This is a genomic window from Cupriavidus sp. HY129, from assembly GCF_059492215.1.
Genome location: NZ_CP083254.1, coordinates 2,340,281 through 2,357,284, shown reverse-complemented (window position 1 = coordinate 2,357,284; position 17,004 = coordinate 2,340,281). Strand labels below are relative to the sequence as shown.

Annotated in this window: 22 protein-coding genes; 4 read left to right on the top strand and 18 right to left on the bottom strand. The window is 60.4% G+C overall.

Annotation, left to right across the window (positions count from 1 at the left end; all coding sequences use genetic code 11):
• Positions 1 to 16: 16 nt before the first annotated feature.
• The 3 genes from K6G35_RS10745 (at position 17) to K6G35_RS10735 (ending at position 3,937) form a co-directional block, all read left to right on the top strand.
• The gene (locus K6G35_RS10745; RefSeq protein WP_495675705.1) at positions 17 to 868 is read left to right on the top strand and encodes a phosphoadenosine phosphosulfate reductase domain-containing protein; all 852 of its coding nucleotides are present in this window, start codon (positions 17 to 19) and stop codon (positions 866 to 868) included.
• A gap of 23 nt (positions 869 to 891) precedes the next feature.
• On the top strand, positions 892 to 1,188 hold the full coding sequence (locus K6G35_RS10740) for a hypothetical protein (RefSeq protein ID WP_495675704.1): 297 nt from the start codon (positions 892 to 894) through the stop codon (positions 1,186 to 1,188).
• Between the two features lie 301 nt (positions 1,189 to 1,489).
• Entirely contained in the window at positions 1,490 to 3,937 is a 2,448-nt protein-coding gene (locus K6G35_RS10735) for a hypothetical protein (RefSeq protein WP_495675703.1), read from the top strand.
• 777 nt (positions 3,938 to 4,714) lie between these two features.
• Here K6G35_RS10735 and K6G35_RS10730 read toward each other — a convergent pair.
• The 18 genes from K6G35_RS10730 to K6G35_RS10645 form a co-directional block, all read right to left on the bottom strand.
• Positions 4,715 to 5,767: a tyrosine-type recombinase/integrase gene (locus K6G35_RS10730; RefSeq protein ID WP_495675702.1), complete on the bottom strand. Its 1,053-nt coding sequence runs from the start codon at positions 5,765 to 5,767 to the stop codon at positions 4,715 to 4,717.
• Between the two features lie 240 nt (positions 5,768 to 6,007).
• Positions 6,008 to 6,226, bottom strand: coding sequence for a DUF4224 domain-containing protein (locus K6G35_RS10725; protein ID WP_495675701.1), 219 nt, complete (start codon positions 6,224 to 6,226; stop codon positions 6,008 to 6,010).
• Between the two features lie 362 nt (positions 6,227 to 6,588).
• Positions 6,589 to 7,068, bottom strand: coding sequence for a DUF551 domain-containing protein (locus K6G35_RS10720; RefSeq protein ID WP_495676345.1), 480 nt, complete (start codon positions 7,066 to 7,068; stop codon positions 6,589 to 6,591).
• A 10-nt stretch (positions 7,069 to 7,078) separates the two neighbouring features.
• Entirely contained in the window at positions 7,079 to 7,372 is a 294-nt protein-coding gene (locus tag K6G35_RS10715) for a DUF4031 domain-containing protein (protein WP_495675700.1), read from the bottom strand.
• Positions 7,369 to 8,436 (bottom strand): DNA-methyltransferase, encoded by a 1,068-nt coding sequence (locus K6G35_RS10710; RefSeq protein WP_495675699.1) that lies wholly within the window; start codon positions 8,434 to 8,436, stop codon positions 7,369 to 7,371. Before K6G35_RS10710 ends, K6G35_RS10715 begins: the two co-directional genes overlap by 4 nt.
• A complete protein-coding gene (locus K6G35_RS10705) occupies positions 8,433 to 9,350 on the bottom strand; it encodes a DNA cytosine methyltransferase (protein ID WP_495675698.1) in 918 nt (305 codons plus the stop codon). The genes K6G35_RS10710 and K6G35_RS10705 overlap by 4 nt, the downstream gene beginning before the upstream one ends.
• A complete protein-coding gene (locus K6G35_RS10700) occupies positions 9,347 to 9,544 on the bottom strand; it encodes a hypothetical protein (RefSeq protein WP_495675697.1) in 198 nt (65 codons plus the stop codon). Before K6G35_RS10700 ends, K6G35_RS10705 begins: the two co-directional genes overlap by 4 nt.
• A complete protein-coding gene (locus K6G35_RS10695; RefSeq protein ID WP_495675696.1) occupies positions 9,544 to 9,885 on the bottom strand; it encodes a hypothetical protein in 342 nt (113 codons plus the stop codon). The genes K6G35_RS10700 and K6G35_RS10695 overlap by 1 nt, the downstream gene beginning before the upstream one ends.
• Positions 9,886 to 10,117: 232 nt before the next feature.
• On the bottom strand, positions 10,118 to 10,621 hold the full coding sequence (locus tag K6G35_RS10690) for a hypothetical protein (RefSeq protein ID WP_495675695.1): 504 nt from the start codon (positions 10,619 to 10,621) through the stop codon (positions 10,118 to 10,120).
• A gap of 27 nt (positions 10,622 to 10,648) precedes the next feature.
• A complete protein-coding gene (locus K6G35_RS10685) occupies positions 10,649 to 12,244 on the bottom strand; it encodes a YqaJ viral recombinase family protein (RefSeq protein ID WP_495675694.1) in 1,596 nt (531 codons plus the stop codon).
• Positions 12,241 to 13,326 carry a hypothetical protein gene (locus K6G35_RS10680; protein WP_495675693.1) on the bottom strand — a complete coding sequence of 362 codons (1,086 nt, stop codon included), beginning with the start codon at positions 13,324 to 13,326 and terminating at the stop codon, positions 12,241 to 12,243. The genes K6G35_RS10685 and K6G35_RS10680 overlap by 4 nt, the downstream gene beginning before the upstream one ends.
• A 29-nt stretch (positions 13,327 to 13,355) precedes the next feature.
• Positions 13,356 to 13,631, bottom strand: a complete 276-nt coding sequence (locus K6G35_RS10675; RefSeq protein WP_495675692.1) for a KTSC domain-containing protein — start codon at positions 13,629 to 13,631, stop codon at positions 13,356 to 13,358.
• Between the two features lie 22 nt (positions 13,632 to 13,653).
• On the bottom strand, positions 13,654 to 13,800 hold the full coding sequence (locus tag K6G35_RS10670; RefSeq protein ID WP_495675691.1) for a hypothetical protein: 147 nt from the start codon (positions 13,798 to 13,800) through the stop codon (positions 13,654 to 13,656).
• A 192-nt stretch (positions 13,801 to 13,992) separates the two neighbouring features.
• On the bottom strand, positions 13,993 to 14,235 hold the full coding sequence (locus K6G35_RS10665; protein WP_495675690.1) for a hypothetical protein: 243 nt from the start codon (positions 14,233 to 14,235) through the stop codon (positions 13,993 to 13,995).
• Positions 14,232 to 14,468, bottom strand: a complete 237-nt coding sequence (locus K6G35_RS10660; protein WP_495675689.1) for a hypothetical protein — start codon at positions 14,466 to 14,468, stop codon at positions 14,232 to 14,234. The genes K6G35_RS10665 and K6G35_RS10660 overlap by 4 nt, the downstream gene beginning before the upstream one ends.
• Positions 14,465 to 14,809 carry a hypothetical protein gene (locus K6G35_RS10655; protein ID WP_495675688.1) on the bottom strand — a complete coding sequence of 115 codons (345 nt, stop codon included), beginning with the start codon at positions 14,807 to 14,809 and terminating at the stop codon, positions 14,465 to 14,467. Before K6G35_RS10655 ends, K6G35_RS10660 begins: the two co-directional genes overlap by 4 nt.
• A 184-nt stretch (positions 14,810 to 14,993) precedes the next feature.
• The gene (locus K6G35_RS10650; protein ID WP_495675687.1) at positions 14,994 to 15,632 is read right to left on the bottom strand and encodes a hypothetical protein; all 639 of its coding nucleotides are present in this window, start codon (positions 15,630 to 15,632) and stop codon (positions 14,994 to 14,996) included.
• A gap of 2 nt (positions 15,633 to 15,634) precedes the next feature.
• The gene (locus K6G35_RS10645) at positions 15,635 to 16,681 is read right to left on the bottom strand and encodes a LexA family transcriptional regulator (protein WP_495675686.1); all 1,047 of its coding nucleotides are present in this window, start codon (positions 16,679 to 16,681) and stop codon (positions 15,635 to 15,637) included.
• A gap of 40 nt (positions 16,682 to 16,721) precedes the next feature.
• Between K6G35_RS10645 and K6G35_RS10640 the strand changes: the two genes are divergently transcribed.
• Positions 16,722 to 16,967, top strand: a complete 246-nt coding sequence (locus tag K6G35_RS10640; protein ID WP_495675685.1) for a transcriptional regulator — start codon at positions 16,722 to 16,724, stop codon at positions 16,965 to 16,967.
• The last annotated feature ends 37 nt before the right edge of the window (positions 16,968 to 17,004 follow it).

The window sequence follows — 17,004 nt, the reverse complement described above, 5'->3', positions numbered from 1 at the left end:
CATCATGGAGAGCACGATGCAACAACAAGCCGCCGTCAAACCCACACACGAAATCGATGCCGCGCTGGTGCGTGCAAGTCAGGATGAAATCGCCCAGGCGATAGCAACCCATAGCCGCGCAGCGCTGAAGTTCTCCGGCGGAAAGGATTCGCTGGCCTGCTTGTACTTGCTTCGGCCGTGGTGGGATCGCGTGATCGTGCTGTGGACCAATGCCGGCGATCCGTACCCGGAAACAGTCGAGCAGATGGAGCGGATTCGCCGACTTGTCCCTCACTTCCTGGAGGTGGCCGCCCCCGGCGGTGTGTCGTGTCACGGTCCTGGGGAAATGTACCCCGCCGACATGGTGCCGTGGGGCGCCACGCCAATGGGAAGGCTCGTGCAGACATCGGCGCCGCGCTTCACGATCCATTCATTTGCGGAATGCTGCGCTCACAACGTCTGGCTGCCGATGCAGCAGGCAATCGTTCAACTCGGGTGTGATCTGGTGATCCGGGGAGAGCGTGAGAGCGAGCAATACCGGCCGCCGGTAACCAGCGGAATGCATGACCATCAGAACGGCGGCACGCAGCTCCTGCCCATTTACGGGTGGGCGAAGGAGGATGTGTTCGCCTTCCTGCATGCCGAGGGCGTCGAGATCCCCCGGCAGTATGAATACGGGATGGGCTCCCTCGACTGCCTGTACTGCACGGCCCATCTCGGGGAGGCCGGCAGCAAGCTCCGATATCTGCGAGACTTCCACCCCGCCATCGCGGTCGAGTACGAAAGGCGCCTGCGGCTTATTCACGACGAGCAGGAGCGACACTTCAGACTGACAAAGGTCGCTCTCGGCGAGTTGGAGCCGGTCGGCAATGAGGGCCACGGAGACTAGGTTTCGGTATAGCGAGGCTCTAAATGGACTACCCACTTTCCTATGGTATCGGTCCGGACGGCGGCTTCACAGGCAACGCCATGCCGGATATGAGCTATCTCGACGACACGCCGACCCTTGGTATGTTCCAGGGCGGGGGCATGGACCCGATGATGGCATTCCAGCTATCACAGGCGATTGGCAATATCTTCACTGCTGGATCGCCACAGCTAAGCACGCCGAATCTTTCGTTGGCGGCTCCTCTGGCGTTGCTTAGTCCGGGTGGGCAGTCGCGCCCGCAGATGCTGGCTGCGGCGCTGCAACGGTACAGCCAATTTTGAGCGCCAAGGCGCGCGGCGCAGCAGATCGCGAGCTATTTGCCGCAGCGTTCCGGCCGGCGCGGGATGTGGCCTGAGCCGTCAAACCCGCCTAGGCGATCGCCACTCTTGTCTGGAAGACCGATCTGATTAGTTATGAGGCGTGTTTATGAGGACTAGCAAGGTGTAGAGCACCCGATAGGGTTGTATGTTCGGTGCCGGACAGAGTACGCGCAATTCCTTATCGGATCGTTTGCAAGACATGGAAGACGTCCAGAAACGTCGGCCCTGAGACCTCGGGATCTGATGCCCTTGCGAGACCAATATGCGCGAATCCATCTTGCGCGGCCTTGTCATGGCTGCGGTTTTTTTTCTCAGCGGCTGCGCTGCGCCTCTACCGGACATGGCGCAGAAGCTGCGGGGTATTCATGCACCAGACTATTTCACTACAGAGGCGTTACAGACGAGGTTCCCAGAAGAATGGGAAAACCTGCCGGAAAACGATGGCAAAGCAGGGGATCACGTACCACAACTCGGTCTCGCGTTGGCCGGGGGGGGGACGAAGGCGGCCGATTTCTCGGTAGGCGTTCTTCAGGGGCTAGAGGAGACAGGCATGTTGTCACATGTGGGCGTCATTTCCTCGGTGTCCGGAGGTGGCTACGCCGCATACTGGTATTTTGCGAGGTTAAACGAGCAATTGCTCAAAAAAAACGAAGTACCAAACGGTCGCTTGAGACTTGATAAAGAGTTCAGTGACTGCATGTCGAGTCATTATGCCTACGAGCAGCACGATCAAGTCATTCCACCATGCCCCGGCCCCAAGGACGCGCCACACAATTACACTAATTTCGATCGGGATCTGGAGGCGCCAAGGGGGGATGCCTATCGATATCAGAATTACCTACGCGGCTATCAGAACGTTTTCAGTAGCGGGAAAGGTCCTGATGGCGAATACCCTTTCCGATACGTGGGGGCCGACGACGACAACCCGAGGTTCAAGCGGGATGTTCTTGAGGTCGGGTTTGGGTCTCTGGTTCTGTCCGTTGTCAACCTCCTGCCGAACGTCCTCTTCGATTGGGAGAAGCAGCTATCGATCTCTCGCCATTATTACGACAGTGGCATTTACCGGACGTTTGGCGCTCTTCCTCCGGAGTGCGATCTCAGTGATCCACGTACGTGCAGCGCGGACGGACAAGCATGGCGTGCGGAGGGGAAACTCCCTGATCAGGAACACGATCGCCTCAACTTTGTGAGCTTGAGGCATATGGTCAAAGCCAAGCAGGCGCCGCTATGGATCATTAATACAACTGCAGGAGAGGATAGAACTCCATGGGATTTCGGAGGGGCGCGGTCGCCAGAACTTACGGTCTTCGAGATCACGCCGTACAGGTCGGGTTCGGGAATCTATGGATATCGAAAAGACCAGTTAGACAACATGTGGCCGTTCCGTGCCGCCTCCGCCTCTGCTGCGTTCCTTGACTCGCAGCAGAAGGTCACCCTGTCGGCTGGGGAGAGATTTTTTGCGGCTGGCGCGATGAGGCTGACGACTTTTGACTGGGGCGTGTCCTATATCAATCCCGCGATCGGTACAGGAACCGGAGGTGACCAAGTCAACACGAGTTGGAACGATCCGCTCGATGAAAGAGCTCAGAGCCAGCTTGCGGTTCATCGCATGCTGCCGTGGCCGTTTTACTATCTGCATTACTTCCGAGGGGCTCCAGATTCCGCGTACATTCATCTATCCGATGGCGGGCAGTCTGAGAATCTTGGGGCGTACTCGCTTATTCGGCGCGGGGTGGACACGCTCATCATATCCGATCATGCGCATGACCGTAGCGGAACGATGGAGGATATTTGCCGTCTACGGCGGGAGCTCGAAGATCGAGGAAGGGGCGTTGACGGGCAGAGTATTGAAAGCCCCCGCCAGGCGTACGAGCTTTACATCCCAGGCCTGAAAGATCTGGCGAAGGTTTGCGACACCGCCGAGGGTCTAGGCTACGACATCTTCGATTGGAGGCACCGATTCCTAGTTGGTTGTATTGTTCCGTACACGCGAAAGCCACACACAAACAGCGAAGGAATAGCCATAAGCGAAGAAGAGTACGGCGCCAAGGTTTGTGGCGCCCTGCATGGGACGTGGCGCACCGAGAATTGGCGTCAAAAGCGAGCAGACGGAACTTATTGGGCTCGAGTCATAGTAATAAAGCCGGCATTTGGCGGCCAAAAACTAATGGACGGTCTTGATACGGTTATGAAGTACTGCAATCCAACGAGTCCCCCTGGGGCTTGCTTTAGAGAGGTTGGGCAAAAGTGTGGCGAGAGCCACGGCGCGATGCTCAAGGGTGATGGTGAACCCGTTCCGTGTGAGGTGCTTGGATTCGCGGCCAATAACTTCTTCGTTGTCGGTGGTCGCGACTCGTCCGATCAATGTCCAGTTTTCCCTCAGTTCAGCACATTTTCTATGACACTAGAATCCTCTCCATGGATGTATGGGGCAATGAGGGAGCTAGCGCGCTACTACACACGCGTCGCTGCCTCGATGTTTGTTCCGGGGACTGGAAAAATCGAGCAATCGAGCTTCATTGAGAGGCTTAACACACAAGCGGCTGCTCCGTTGGAGGCGAAGAGCGCTAAGCGATCCGTCTTCTTCTCGAAGAAGGCTGGGGCTGATGAGGAGCAGGGGATGTGTCGCAAGTTCCCGATTAAAGGGCTCCCGGTGACAGCGAACGAAGCGAACGCATCGAAACAAGGTCCGGTCGGGGGCCATCCATGACTATGCCGAGGCGGTCCCTTCGTGCCTCTATGCTCTGGCAGCTACCGGGACGAATATGCCGCCGCAAACGCTCTCTAAAGCCCTTCGGCGCAACCTCCACCCAGCCGTCATCGGGCCGGCGGGGCGGGGCGACGCGGGCGCGACCGTAGCCACCACACGAACTCCCGGATGAGGGCATACATCAGCAACGCGATAAGCGGGCTTAAGGCGGTCAGGTTCATGCGGGATGGTGACCACTAAAGTAGTGAAGGATAGTGAAGGCGGACACGAGGCTGCGACCGTTGACTCACCGAGGGCTAACCAGCGCTGTTGTTCGGCGAAGTAGTCTTTCCGACCCAAGGATGGAAGCGCGATGCGGTCGCATTATTAGCCGACACCGGCGCGGCCTTCAGGAAGGAAGTCGGCGACTGTCACCGGGCACAAGGACGGACAGTGCCAGTGCTGAGGGGGCGGTGGCGTCCTCGCAAATCGGGCCACAGTGCCATTGTTGTTTTTCTTCACATCGCTGCGTCGCGAACCAAACCCAGCTTTTTCTGTGGGTTGGTTTGTGGGTAGGCAAACCAAGAAAGCAAAAAGCCCTTGATATTCAAGGGCTTAGAGGTAATCCTGGCGGAGAGAGGGGGATTCGAACCCCCGATGGGCTATTAACCTGTCCGCGTGCTGATCGTAACTCGTTGATCCGTAACGATTAGTGCAAATTATTCTGTCCTAATAATTTCTCATGCAGTGCGCTGTAAGTGCTTGATTTGTAATGGGCCGTTTTCCTGTATCGGACAACTATCGCAGGGGCTGAACCACCTGCGGCTTGCGTCGATACACGCGCTCCGTCAGCCTGCTATCCGCATGTGCCATCAATGCTTGGGCATGGGCAAGCGTCTCGGCATCGCTCGCGCACTTGGCACGTAGATCGTGCTCGTTGAACCGCTGCTTGACCTTCGTTTCCTTCAGCAGCCGTTCCATGAAGTTGCGCCACATCGTGTCCCATCCGCCAGCGCGACCAGTCTCTTCGCTGACGTAGCATTCGCCATCACGATTGCAGAACAGCCACGGCGCGATTCGGACAGGACGGGCGAACTTCGCCATTTCCACCGCAGCGCGGAGTTCTTCCGTCCACGTCAGGATGATGCTCTTGCCGGTGCTGCTTGCCGTCTTGGATGGCGTGACATGGATACCGTCTTCCTTCAAATCAGACATGGACAGACGGAGTAGGTCACCACGGCGCAGGCCGGTGATCAGCTTGATTCGGATATAGGCCTGCACAGCCAGTACGCTTCCGTGGGTTCGTCGCGGCTCGAGCGCCAGGCACTCCACGATCTCCCAGTCCTCGACATAGCGCGTGCGTGGCTTCTCTCCGGACAGGCGTACTTCGCCCTTGAACGGATGCCGGTCGATGATTCCCCATTCCACTGCCTTGGTGAAAGCGTGTGACAGGATCTCGATTTCACGACGTGCGGAGATCTTGGCGCTGCGCTTGTCGATGTACTGGTAGACCGTCTGCGGTCTGATAGCAGTGATGGGCGCAGTACCGAGTACGGCACGCAGGCGCTTGATGCAGATCTGATTGCTCGACTGCGTGGTCTTTGCCTTCGTCGGCACGACTTGCAGGCTGTATCGGTCCAGCAGATCAGCCACCGTCTTCGTGTTCTCGGTGTGCGCAAGTCGATCAGCCCAGACCTTGTACGCTTCCGGAAGTGATTTGCCGAGGCGGAATTCCTTCTTGCCGTCCCACATGGCCTCTAGACCACGGGGAACCTGATAGAAATAAGCTCCATTCTTCAGGCGCCAGCGCAGCGGGAGTCCCTTGTTCTCGGGGTTACGCGGACGGGGCATCGGTGGACTCTGGGATAGAGTACGTCACTACTGGGAATGAAATAGACAGAAGGTGCTTGACGTAGAATCGTCCTATTTCTGTAGCAACGATCTCACCGTCTCGGACGTGCTGTAGCAAGCCGTTATCAATGAGATATTGAATGCCAGATTGCACGGCCGGCGCGTCGAAGTTGTCACAACGGCCGGTACGGCAATAGTAGTGCGTCAGTATCCCGAGATCGCAGACTGTCCCGATAATATTCATGCTGCCCCCCAATTCGGCTCCCACGACACCAGTTTAGCGCCAGCCTTCGGCGCTCCCATCTGCGCATCAACGTGCGCCCGAAGCACAGCCACGCTCCCGTCAGGCCGCACCTTATGCTCGATGCCCATCGAGCGCAGAGCACGCACCTGTGCAGACGACCTGCTCTTGTGCGTCAATTCCCTTAGCTCATCCGGTGATAGCGTCAGGTTGTTCATCTTGCTGCTCCAGGTTCCAGAGTCGCCGGGTCACGGCGATGATTCGTTCTACTACTTGTTCCACTGCAATTATTGGTTTTGAATAATTCGGTCTAAACGGTCGCGGGCGGCGGTCAGTGCCGTGGTGGCGATCACGTTTCTTGCTGCTGCTTGCATTTATTCGCGCCGCATAAGCGGCTGTAAAGTTAGGCACTCAGGCACCTAACGCGCCCAGCGTGGGCAAGTGACTCCAAGTACGGCGCAATCCATCTTCGTCATCCATCGCAGAGCGTTCCACGCATTGCCAGGGGTGCGGCGTTGCGCGGCATAGGGGCTGCACTTGGCTACCCACCAGCCGCGGCACATGTACAGATGCGGCTTGCTCATGACTCCCTCCCTCCCTTCGCCTCGCCATTCCCCGCAGACGGGGCGGTAGGTAGTGGCATCCAGTGCGTGGGCTTCCAACGCATTACGTAACCTGCTGAATACATCCACAAGCCGCGAGTGCGGAAAGCGATAGTAGGGATCAGTTGGCCAGTAGCCCAAACAAGAACAGACGCCCCATCCGTCGGTGCCGTCTCAATCGGCTGCCATGCCTCCCCGCTGCCAGGCTGGCTGGCGCGGCTTTCGTGTTCAGCCCGGAGTTGCGCAACCTCTTTACGAAGCGCAGTGATCTCCGATGCGCGCTCACGCCAGCCGGGAATAAACTCGTCCAGTTCACTGACATGGAAGCCGCCACGACAGTTTCGGCCTTCCAGATCAATCAGCGCTGGCTGTGGGCTCCAACGCTTGCAGTAACCTGCATACGCCTCCAGGTGAAGCGACCACGGGATACCCGCTGGCCAGCCTTGGACCGGCGCCATCTTTTCTTTCTCAGCCATTGCTCGCCCCCTCTGTGGCGCGGGCGCGCTGCTCCGTGCGGCGCTGTTTCAGAATCGTGGCTAGTCCGGCGCGGTCGATCTCGACGGCGCCATGGCGGATCGCCTCGGCGCGCTTCGCTTTGCAGATGTCGAAGTGCTCCTGATACGTGCCCTCCTTCTGGATGTGCTTCGGGTGCACGCCGATATTCAGGGCCATGTCGATCAGTTCCGCCTTGGTGTCGGCCACCATGTGGAACATGATCATTCCGCGATAGGGTGCGGCCATGTCGTCAACGTAGACCGTCACGATGTTGTCTCCAGCACCAGCCCCGGCTGGCGCGTGCGCGCCGCCTGCAGGGCGATGTATTCGGGGTTGAGTTCGGCGCCGAGCCAGCGGCGACCGAGCCGCTGCGCGACGCTGGCCACCGTGCCGGAGCCCATGAACGGGTCGAAGACGACGTCACCCGGACGGCTGCCGGCGAGCACGCAGGGCTCGACCAACGCTTCCGGGAAGGTTGCGAAGTGTGCGCCGGGATATGCGCCTGTTGGCACTGTCCAGACGGAGCGACGATTCGCGCCTCCGCTGGGCATTCCGCCCGCTTCGCGTACCTTCTCGGCGTACGCCAGCAGACCGGCCTTGGTCCGATGCTCGACAGCACCTGCCTCGTACTCCGCTTGGCCCTTCGGTGGGCGAACATTGCCGGGCCCGCGGTACTTGTCACGCGCCTTGTAGTCCATCGTATCGAAGCTCTGAGCCTTCGTTTCCGGGCTGAATGGTGTGCGAATCGCATCCTGATCGAAGTGATACCGATCGCTCTTCGTCAGCAGGAACAGGTACTCATGCGCCTTGGTGCAGCGATCGCGCACGCTCTCCGGCATGGGGTTCGGCTTGTGCCAGATGATGTCTTGGCGGAGATACCAGCCGGCGTCCTGCAGCGCGAAGGCGAGGCGCCAAGGCTGGCCCATCAGGTCTTTCGGCTTCAGGCCAAGCTCCCGCCCGCGCGTGCCGGTGCCGGATCCGAAGCGCGGGCTGGCGCCGATCTGGCGCGCACTGCCCACACTGCGGCCGGTCATCTGGCCTGGCCCTTGAGGCCTGCCCTGCGCGCCCCACGATCCGGCGTAGGCGTCGCCCATGTTCAGCCACAGCGTGCCATCGTCTGTCAGCAGCTCGCGGCAGAGGTCGAACACCTCGACCATGTTGTTCAGGAACTCCCGTAGCGTCGGTTCCAGCCCGAGTTGGCCATCGACACCGTAGTCGCGAAGGCCCCAATACGGAGGGCTGGTCACGATGCACTGTACGCGCACGCCGTCCGCGATCAGTGACCGCATGACGGCGCGGCAGTCGCCTTGGTAGCAGTGATCGAGCTTCATGCCGCCTCCAGAATCGCAGTGATCACGTCACGCGCCACCGGCGGGCAGACAGCGTTGCCCAGCAGGTGCACGGCGGTTCGGTGTTGCTGCGGCAATTGGTAGTCAATGGGGAAGCCCATCGCAGCGCGGCACTCGTCGGCGCGGAGCATGCGCATACGGTTCCCGTCGATCACGGCATACCGGTCGCGCGTGGTGATGGTGCCCAGTGGGCGCGCCAGCGATCGGCCGCCGGCCTCGTTGCCGTAGTAGGCGGTCAGGAAGCGATCGCCATGGGCGCGCCGCCCGTTGGCAATCCTGCCCAGCGTCGCGGCGGCGCGGCCAGGCTTCTCGATCGGGGACCAACTGCCGGCGCCGAAGTCGATGATGTCCGCCGCCGGTACGTGCGTGCGCTGGGGCAACTGAAGCATCATCGGTCGCTCGCTGCGGCTCAGCACCAGATAAAGTCGCTCGCGGTGCTGCGGTACACCGTGGTCAGCCGCGTCGACGATGTGCGGAGCCACTTGGTAGCCCAGCGCCTGTAGCGCCAGCCGCCATGCCGGATACAGCTTCCACTGAACGAACTCGGGCACGTTCTCGACCACGCCGAATGCCGGCCGGTGGTATTCGAGCGCGGACACCACCGCCCAGGCCGTCGACCGGCTGGCGTCGTGCTGCGGGTTGTTGGCGGACTTGCCGCGTGCCTTGCTATGACCCTGGCAGCAGGGCGAGGCCAGGAGGATGTCGTGGGCCGGCACCTTCGTCCAGTCTGCCTGGTGCAGGTCCTGACAGACGTGCTGCGTCTCAGGGTGGTTCGCGGCGTGCGTCTCGACGGCCACCGGCCAGTGGTTGCTAGCCCAGACCACGTTGACGCCTGCCATCTGCGCGCCGGTCGAGAAGCCGCCGGCACCGGCGAAGAGATCGATCGCGCGGATCATGCGCGCACCTCCGCTAGGAACTCGGCCCGCGTGATCCGCTCTCCCACGTAGAACATGACGCCGGACGTCAGATGCTCGGGCCACTTCCGGCCGTGCGCCGCGACTGCGCGGGCGATGATCTGGGCTCGCTCGGTATTCACCGCAAGCTCTGCGGCGATTGGCGAGCTATTCACCGCATTGGTGGTGTCGGTCATCACAGCTTCCTGTTCTTGAATTGTTCGATCGCGCTGGCCATCGGGCCGAAGCGCACCCAGCGCAGCAGTGGCCAGTGGGGATGCTTCCGTGCGCTTTCGATCAGCGTTTGAAGTAGGCCGCGCAGTTGCAAGGCTTCAGCGCTGGCCACGGCATGGGCCTGGCGAAGGTCATCGCGCGCAACGTTCGCTTCGCGAAGGCGGCGCTCCAGTTCGGCAACTTGGCCGCGCAGCGTCGCGTTCTCACGCTTCAGGCGGTCAGCGTCCTTGCCAAGATCGATCAGGTCGTCGTCGATGCGCGAGCGTGCGCGGCTGACGGTGGTTCCGAATGGCCAGGTCATCATGTGCTCGTAGTAGGGTGGGGCGGCCGGAGCTGATCTCGGTATGCTGCCGCGCGGTGTGGACTGCGATGGGGTCGGGCTCTCGGCGAGAACTACGTGCCCGATCTCTTGCCGCCCCGGATACCTGTTGCATGCCCTATTGGTGGGCCACCTCTGCCGTGAGCGATGCCTCGCCTTGGCCGTATCCGCGCTTCCTAGTCGCTTGCGGGTCAGCATCCCGCATTCGCCCCGTTGATCACTCTTCGACGCTTTCCTGAGCGTCTTCGTCAATGCTCAGGCTCATGTGCACTTCTTGACCGAGCAGCTGCAGCAGGCGAGCCGTGTCCTTTTCGTCCGGATGCGCCTGCACGCGGAAGTTGATGAACACCGTGCCGCCTTCCTGCATGTCGAAGGCCATCTTGGCCACCTTGCAGTCGTCGAGAACGATGTCGTCTTCCTTGCGCACCTTGTGCAGGACGCGCAGGAGCTGGTGTTCCCAGGAACCATCCCATTTCACCGGCCCAAGTTTCGGGTTCTTCAGGTTGGGCAAGTGGTTCTTGTCCTTGACCAGGTCACCCTGCACCGAGTCGTCCTTGTGATAGAAGCTGGATTTCAGCGTCGGCGAGAACATCGACAGCGCGTCGTTCGACAGGCGCGCCTGGAGGCGAAGGTCAACGGCCAGCACAGACTCGTCCCCGTGCCGCTCGTTGCGGGCGTTGACGTGCATGATCTTGACCATCTGGTTATCGAGTTCGAGCATTCCGTGGCTCCGGTGGTGGATGGGTGATTAAGCGGCGTGGTCGAAGGTCGAGAAATCGAGCTCGCACAGCCAGCTGATCACTTCGGCCTCGGTGGCCTCGAAGTGGCTGACGAGAGCGGCGACGATCTCGGCGTCTGCCGGGCGCTGGGTCTGGCGAGGGCGGTTGTCGATGCGGGTGACGGGCGCGGCGGCCAGCGGGCGAGTGGGAGCCGGTTGGGGAACTGGCGTGGCAGCTGGTGCCGGTGCTGGCGTATTCGCCGCTGCCCGCTGGGCCGCTTCGCGCTCGAGCTTCTGTTGCTCTTCGCGACGGATGCGCTCGCGCTCGGCGTCCTGTCGGCGCTGCTCGTCGGCCTTGTGTTTGTCGATCCGGGACTCGACGACCAAGCGCAGGTCATCCAGTTGCTTCGCGGCTAGGCCCGTGCGGTCGGCAAACAGGAACTCGTAACCGGCGATCGCCTTGTCGAGGTAGGCGATGTTCTCGCGGATCCGTTTCGCGGAGGCGTCGGCCCCGATCTTGGAGTTGGCCAGCAGCGTGTCGACGGCATCCTGAATGCTCGCAACCGAGCGCTTGCCCTTGGCCGCGCCAGCAAAGTCCGGCGTGCCCAGATCCACCCAGGCGCCGCCGGTCTCCACCTTCAGCGACTGGATGTGCTTTGTATAGGCTTCACGGCCACCACGGATGATGGCTTCCTTCACCTCGGTCTTGCGCTGGGTGACCAGCTTGTCGAGGTCGAGGCGCACGCGGCGGGCCTCGGCGCTGATATCGTCGATCGTCCGGAACAGTTCGTCGATGCTGGCCGTCTGCGACAGGGCGTGCTGCTTGGCCGCTGCCAGCTTGCTCTCGACCTCGCCGCACCATTTCACGGTCTTCTCGGCGTCGGCGAAATCCTGGTCGGTCGACAGCTCGCGGTTGATGCCGCGAAACACGGCGATGGCGTGGTCGCGGAACTCGATCAGGTTGCTGGCCGTGACCTGGCCCGTTACCTCGACCAGTAGTGCTGGCAGAGTCTCCGGCGTGCGGCCGGCCGGTTTTATCTCCAGCGGCTGCGGCTCGTAGTCGGCCAGGTCTTTGTCGAACTGCTTCCAGCCGGCGATGATGCGGTCAAACCATCCTTCGTCGGGAAAGACATCCACCCAGACGAAACGGTCACGTGTGCCGTTGGACACCGTAAAGCGCACGCGCTCGGCGCCGGTCACCATGAGGATCTGCTGGCACTGTGGCATATGGCTGTCCGGAACGTTGCCGTTCTCGACGGCTAGCGCCAGGTCCTCGTTCCACTGCTTGTGTTCGAAGGCAATAGCCTCATCCATCGTCAGCCCGTCGAGCGACGACGACAGCCAGCCCCTGTCATCGCGGCAGGTTACCGGGTACAGGTCCTCTCTGAGGTCTTCCTCGACCAGCGGGCGTGCCAATGCCTCTACCTCGTGACCGTAGTCGAGCACGTGCTCCTGCACCCATTCACTGAATTCCTTCGGCGTGCCGGTCTTCTTGATTCGCAGCAGCTCAGTGCGCTTCATGTTCGGCGACAGGCCGAGCATCGCGGCTGCTTCGGATGCGCCGTGATACTGCTGGCGGAACTGCAGCCATTCCGGCGATCCCTGGATCAGATTGATGATTTTCATTCTTGGTCACCTTGCGTAGCAGCTGGCGTCGCCCAGCCAGCGATTTCCATCTTCTGATCGTCTGTAAGCGATTCCTTGGTTTCGATCATGGCGATCAGGTCGTTGACGGTCTTCGAGCCAGACTCGATCTGCTTTCTCCAGCCTGGTGCCTTCTTCGTGAAGGACTCGTCGGAGCAGTTCGGCTTCTGCTTGGGCTCGGCCTTGCTCTGGCTAGATTCGGATCCGGCGGCGGCCGTGCCTGACTGCTCGGCCTTGTTGTCCATGACGGACTTCCACGTGGCCTCGCCATCCTTGATGGCACCGTAGATGCCTCGCAGATCCACGAGTTCAGCCGGCGAACAGTTGTCGAGCGAGTGGCCAAGGTATGCAACCAAATCGGCCACTTTCACGCCGATGCCCGCGAATGCGTCGGCAACCTTTTTGCGCTCTGCGTCGGGATCTCGCGCGGCCTCGTCCATGCGCACGCTCTTGATAATGTCCTCGGCTTCGTCCTGCATATCACCGGGGATGATGCGCAGGCCCAGCGTGCGGATCGCTTTCGATATCTGAGCCGCGCGTTTGTTGAGCAGGTCGTCGTCGTTCGCCGGCACGGTGTAGACGTCCTTGCCGTAGCTGTTCTTGCGTACCGACAGGAAACTGCCGTCGTCCATCGGCTTTGAGCGCTCGACCGTCTTCGAAACGCGAACGTCGAGCGGATAGGTCAGATTCGACTCGAGGTCGGTTACCGACACGCGGTGCACTTCCTTGCTCTCGTCCTCGAAGATCATCGTGGTCTCGACGAGCACGTTGGTCATGCAGCGTAGCGCCACTTCAACGAAGCGAATTCCGAGGCCTTCCACGCCCTGACCGATAGGCTTGCGGTAGTAGGCGCTCTTGTTGTGTGCGAACGATGGGCGGCGGCACTCGCGTAGTAGCGTTTGGCGAACAGCATCCCAGTTGCGCGGGCGCTGCATGGCCATGATGTAGCGGGCTTCGACCATCGCCTTCGCTTGCGCGGCGACGGCCGTCGAGGCTGTCTCGACGAGTGCGTGTGTGGATTGCTGGGCGCCGAACTCGTTGCGCACGGCGATGGCAGTGGACATGGTGCGAATCTCCTGGTGATGGATGTGGTTCAGACGGCAGGCGCGGCGTCGACCTTCACGTACGGGTACTTCTTGTCGTACGGCTTGATGTGTTTGCCGAAGTGAGACCCCTTCGACTCGGCGTCGCGGAACGCCTCGAAGTCGGCGGCTGGGAAGTTGCTGTAGTGATAGAGCGACGTCGGCAGGTTCGAGCGCCGATCACGAAAGCGGATAGCTAGCGTGCCGCTCTCGGCGTCGTGGCCAATGCTGTGGATCTGCGATGAGTCGACTTCTTGCATGTCGATCGCGGGCGTGGTTTGTTCCATGGTGGTCTCAATGTGGAATGGGTCAGAACAGGGCGCCGGCGCGTACGGCGACGGCGACGTACCAGACGACGGGTGCAGCGATGCAGAATCCGGCCGCACAGGCGTACTCGATCGCGCGCTTACGCTTGGCGATGGCGAGCAACTGATTCGAAGCGGGGTCATAGGTCATGCCAGCACCTCGTTTGCGATGACGACCAGGGCATATCCGACAGCCAGCCAGAAGGCGGTAGTCAGCCAGCGGTTATTCCGGGAGACGGCGTCGGGGCTCATTGCGACACCGCCATGCAGATGACAGCGGCCGAGAGCACGACCAGCGGTGGTGCGACGCAGATGGCCAGTGCGATCAGGAAGAAGTCGCGGTTCACGATTGCGCTCCCGTGGCTTTCGAGATCACAGCGGCGCGCTCGTGATATCGCGTAGTGCCCTCGCCGTCGACGCCATCCTTGGCGTTGCGCTCAGCCCAGACGGACTTTTGTGTGACGGACATCAGATGCAGGCCGTTCTGGATGATCTGATGCGCGTGCTGCAGCTCGCGAAGCAATTCGGCGTTCCGGTTCTCAAGCACCGCTTGGCGGATGCAAGCCTGGTCCGTGGTCATGCTCATGCCGCCCTCGCGATCCGTTGCGCCGTGCCGGCAGCAGCCTGAGCGTTACCCAGCAGCAGTTCCGCGTACAGCAGGACTTCGGTCTTCGCGATCGATCCCCACGCCACACGGCGCTCTGCCGCGGCGATGTAGTTGGAGAGCAGGGTGGCCGCATCCTTGCTGGCGGCGAGGCGCTCGAGGAACGCCTTCTCGCCGGCCGTTCCGTACGAGCGGTTATCGTTGGCCGTAGTCATGCGGCCTCCCGGCTGTCTAGGGCGTAGGACGCCAGCAGCTCGAGGTGGGCGACAAAGCCGCCTGCCAGGCTGTCGATCAGCGATGACGACACGTTCCCGTCCTCGTAGACGAGGGCGATGTCGGACGCAATGAATGCGGGAGTCAGGCTGGGGGCCGGGGTGGTGAACTCGCCGACGACGGACCAGAACAGTCCATCGGACAGCACGACGGCCGTACGCTGGTCAGCGCGGACGGCTTGTTTGCGGAAGGTGCGCGCGATATGGCGCAGGCTTCCGCCAGTTCGTTGCCTGGCTTCTTGGGCGATCTGGTAAGCGGCTGCGTGGGGGAGGCCGGCTGGCATCTGCGACTCCATCGGTGAGTTGATGGAGTGAATACTAGCAACGCTGTTTGAATTACTCAACAGCAATGCTGTTTGTCTGTCATTGAATATTTAAATAGCTATGCTTGTAGTGATAGGCATTGTCGCAAAAAAGCCCGCTCGTGGCGGGCTTGATATTGAACCGGCGGGCGTGTCTAGGAGTGCTTCAGTTGTCGCCTTCTTCGCATTTAACCCACCGTCGTTCGTAGCCGGCATCATTTTTATGACCCCAGCACCAACCCTTTGCAGCGATGAGTTTCCCTACCTCGTCACGATCTGCGCAGGCCTTCATACCGGCCGGGTCGTCGCCGGGCTTTCCACGGCATAGGTCGTTCAACTCGTCTGAGCGGTCAGTGAGTACTTTGATTTCAGCAGGGATCGCTGGTCCAGCTTCAGCGGATTGTGGAATTTCTGAGGGCGGGGAGAGCGAAGGAATTGCTTTACTGAGCGCCCGTTTCATCACCTCTTGGGCAATGAAATCCATTCCTCCCGCTGTCACCTCATACATCACTTTGTCGCCGTCGGCCATGATGTTCAACGGGACTTGATGTACTTCTCCGTTCATGCCAATCGTGGCCATGCCCTTGTACTTATTTCCTGATTCGTGGATGACGTCAACACGTTCCACGATCAGATGTAAGTCTTTTAACTCCGGCTGACCGTCTAGCCGGCGTTGAAACACGGTCTTCACATCCTGTGCAACCGAATCATTGCTCGGGCTGCAGGCAAGTAGCACACAGCTTGCAAGTGCGACTAGGGATAACTGCGCAAGGCGGCGCGGAAGTGTTGCGAGGATACCTGTCATGGCTAGTCAGGCCGCCAGGCCGATCGCTTGACTATGCCGGCAACAAAGTGCATCCGTTCGATCTGCTCTTGTGGAATCCGCAGCATTCCGTGCTTCTCGTTCACAGAAGAGAGATGAACGATCCCGTCGCGCACATACGCCAGTTCCTTGACCATCACGCGTCCGTCTTGAGATTTGACCAGCACCTCGTCGCCATTCTGGATCTGAGTTCCAGGTTCCACGACCACGAACTCATTGTGCTTGACTCGTGGTCGCATCGATTCTCCGTTGCAGCGCAGGGCATACGCGTCCGGATCCTTGGTCGGGAAGGTCACATATCCGTCACCATGGCCGACTGGATACTCCACGTCGACAAAATGCCCGTTGTCTCCTAACTGTGCCATGCCTCTAACCGGGATTCGCCTGAAGGCGTCCTGCGGGATTGGAAAGGTGTCAAAGGGTAGGCTGGGTTCGTCCAGCTCTGGCTCGATCGCACCGGTCAACTTTGCGTCGCCGGCTCCAGTGATCAGCCATTTTGGGCTGTAGCTATACGCTTCCTGGAGCTTCACCGCATGGTGCAGGGGAATCTTGGAGGCGCCGGCCTCTAGCCATGACCGGATTACCGCTGATTCAACGCCGAGGAGCGATGCGAGGGACGGAACATCCAACCGCTGCTCGGCCATCACCAAACTGAGTCGCTCCTCGGGTGTGGTGATCGCCCCCGCAGTTGCCGGCGGAGAGGGGATGTGCTCCTGCACTGCAGCTGACGCACGGCGAATCTCGGCTGCCAGTCGCGGGCTGATGGACTCAATACTTACGCCCAGCCCGTGGGCGAAGTTCGTGACTGCTTTGATGTTAAGCGGACGCCGTCCATTGAGGTACTGCCAGACCATCGATTGGCGCCCGATGTCAAAGCGGACCCCGAACTCTTCCTGGCTCATCTTTCCCTTTTTCTCGGAAAAAAGTGCCTTGAGACGCTCAGCGTCTTCGATTTGCCATGGCTCGAGTGTGGTCGATGGTCGATTCATGGGCGCGAGTGTAGCAACGCTATTTATTTGATCAACCAGCATAGCTGTTGACATTATCATAAGCGATGCTAGTATTTCGCTTATGAACCTCGCCGACTACCTCGACAAGACGAAGACCAGCCAGGCTGCTTTTGCGAAGCAGTTGGGGGTCTCTCAAGGACTCGTTCACCAGTGGCTTGCTGGCAAACGGCCGATCTCGGCTGAACAGTGCCCGGTTATCGAGCGGATAACCGGCGGCGCAGTCACGTGCGAAGAGCTCAACGACAAAGTCGACTGGGCGTTCGTACGGCGAAGCGGTGAAAGGGAGCATGAACAACATGCTGCTTAAAGGGCGAGGGCTCATCTGAATTCCAAAGGCGTCGTAA

Bases quoted from the DNA above. Each gene is read 5' to 3' on its own strand.
- K6G35_RS10695 (WP_495675696.1), bottom strand. From the start codon at position 9,885: ATGATGACCTGGCCATTCGGAACCACCGTCAGCCGCGCACGCTCGCGC.
- K6G35_RS10685 (WP_495675694.1), bottom strand. From the start codon at position 12,244: ATGAAAATCATCAATCTGATCCAGGGATCGCCGGAATGGCTGCAGTTC.
- K6G35_RS10670 (WP_495675691.1), bottom strand. From the start codon at position 13,800: ATGACCTATGACCCCGCTTCGAATCAGTTGCTCGCCATCGCCAAGCGT.
- K6G35_RS10745 (WP_495675705.1), top strand. From the start codon at position 17: ATGCAACAACAAGCCGCCGTCAAACCCACACACGAAATCGATGCCGCG.
- K6G35_RS10730 (WP_495675702.1), bottom strand. From the start codon at position 5,767: ATGCCCCGTCCGCGTAACCCCGAGAACAAGGGACTCCCGCTGCGCTGG.
- K6G35_RS10660 (WP_495675689.1), bottom strand. From the start codon at position 14,468: ATGACTACGGCCAACGATAACCGCTCGTACGGAACGGCCGGCGAGAAG.
- K6G35_RS10675 (WP_495675692.1), bottom strand. From the start codon at position 13,631: ATGGAACAAACCACGCCCGCGATCGACATGCAAGAAGTCGACTCATCG.
- K6G35_RS10690 (WP_495675695.1), bottom strand. From the start codon at position 10,621: ATGCTCGAACTCGATAACCAGATGGTCAAGATCATGCACGTCAACGCC.
- K6G35_RS10650 (WP_495675687.1), bottom strand. From the start codon at position 15,632: ATGACAGGTATCCTCGCAACACTTCCGCGCCGCCTTGCGCAGTTATCC.
- K6G35_RS10710 (WP_495675699.1), bottom strand. From the start codon at position 8,436: ATGAAGCTCGATCACTGCTACCAAGGCGACTGCCGCGCCGTCATGCGG.
- K6G35_RS10680 (WP_495675693.1), bottom strand. From the start codon at position 13,326: ATGTCCACTGCCATCGCCGTGCGCAACGAGTTCGGCGCCCAGCAATCC.
- K6G35_RS10720 (WP_495676345.1), bottom strand. From the start codon at position 7,068: ATGGCGCCGGTCCAAGGCTGGCCAGCGGGTATCCCGTGGTCGCTTCAC.
- K6G35_RS10645 (WP_495675686.1), bottom strand. From the start codon at position 16,681: ATGCTGGTTGATCAAATAAATAGCGTTGCTACACTCGCGCCCATGAAT.
- K6G35_RS10735 (WP_495675703.1), top strand. From the start codon at position 1,490: ATGCGCGAATCCATCTTGCGCGGCCTTGTCATGGCTGCGGTTTTTTTT.
- K6G35_RS10725 (WP_495675701.1), bottom strand. From the start codon at position 6,226: ATGAACAACCTGACGCTATCACCGGATGAGCTAAGGGAATTGACGCAC.
- K6G35_RS10640 (WP_495675685.1), top strand. From the start codon at position 16,722: ATGAACCTCGCCGACTACCTCGACAAGACGAAGACCAGCCAGGCTGCT.
- K6G35_RS10705 (WP_495675698.1), bottom strand. From the start codon at position 9,350: ATGATCCGCGCGATCGATCTCTTCGCCGGTGCCGGCGGCTTCTCGACC.
- K6G35_RS10665 (WP_495675690.1), bottom strand. From the start codon at position 14,235: ATGAGCATGACCACGGACCAGGCTTGCATCCGCCAAGCGGTGCTTGAG.
- K6G35_RS10655 (WP_495675688.1), bottom strand. From the start codon at position 14,809: ATGCCAGCCGGCCTCCCCCACGCAGCCGCTTACCAGATCGCCCAAGAA.
- K6G35_RS10740 (WP_495675704.1), top strand. From the start codon at position 892: ATGGACTACCCACTTTCCTATGGTATCGGTCCGGACGGCGGCTTCACA.
- K6G35_RS10700 (WP_495675697.1), bottom strand. From the start codon at position 9,544: ATGACCGACACCACCAATGCGGTGAATAGCTCGCCAATCGCCGCAGAG.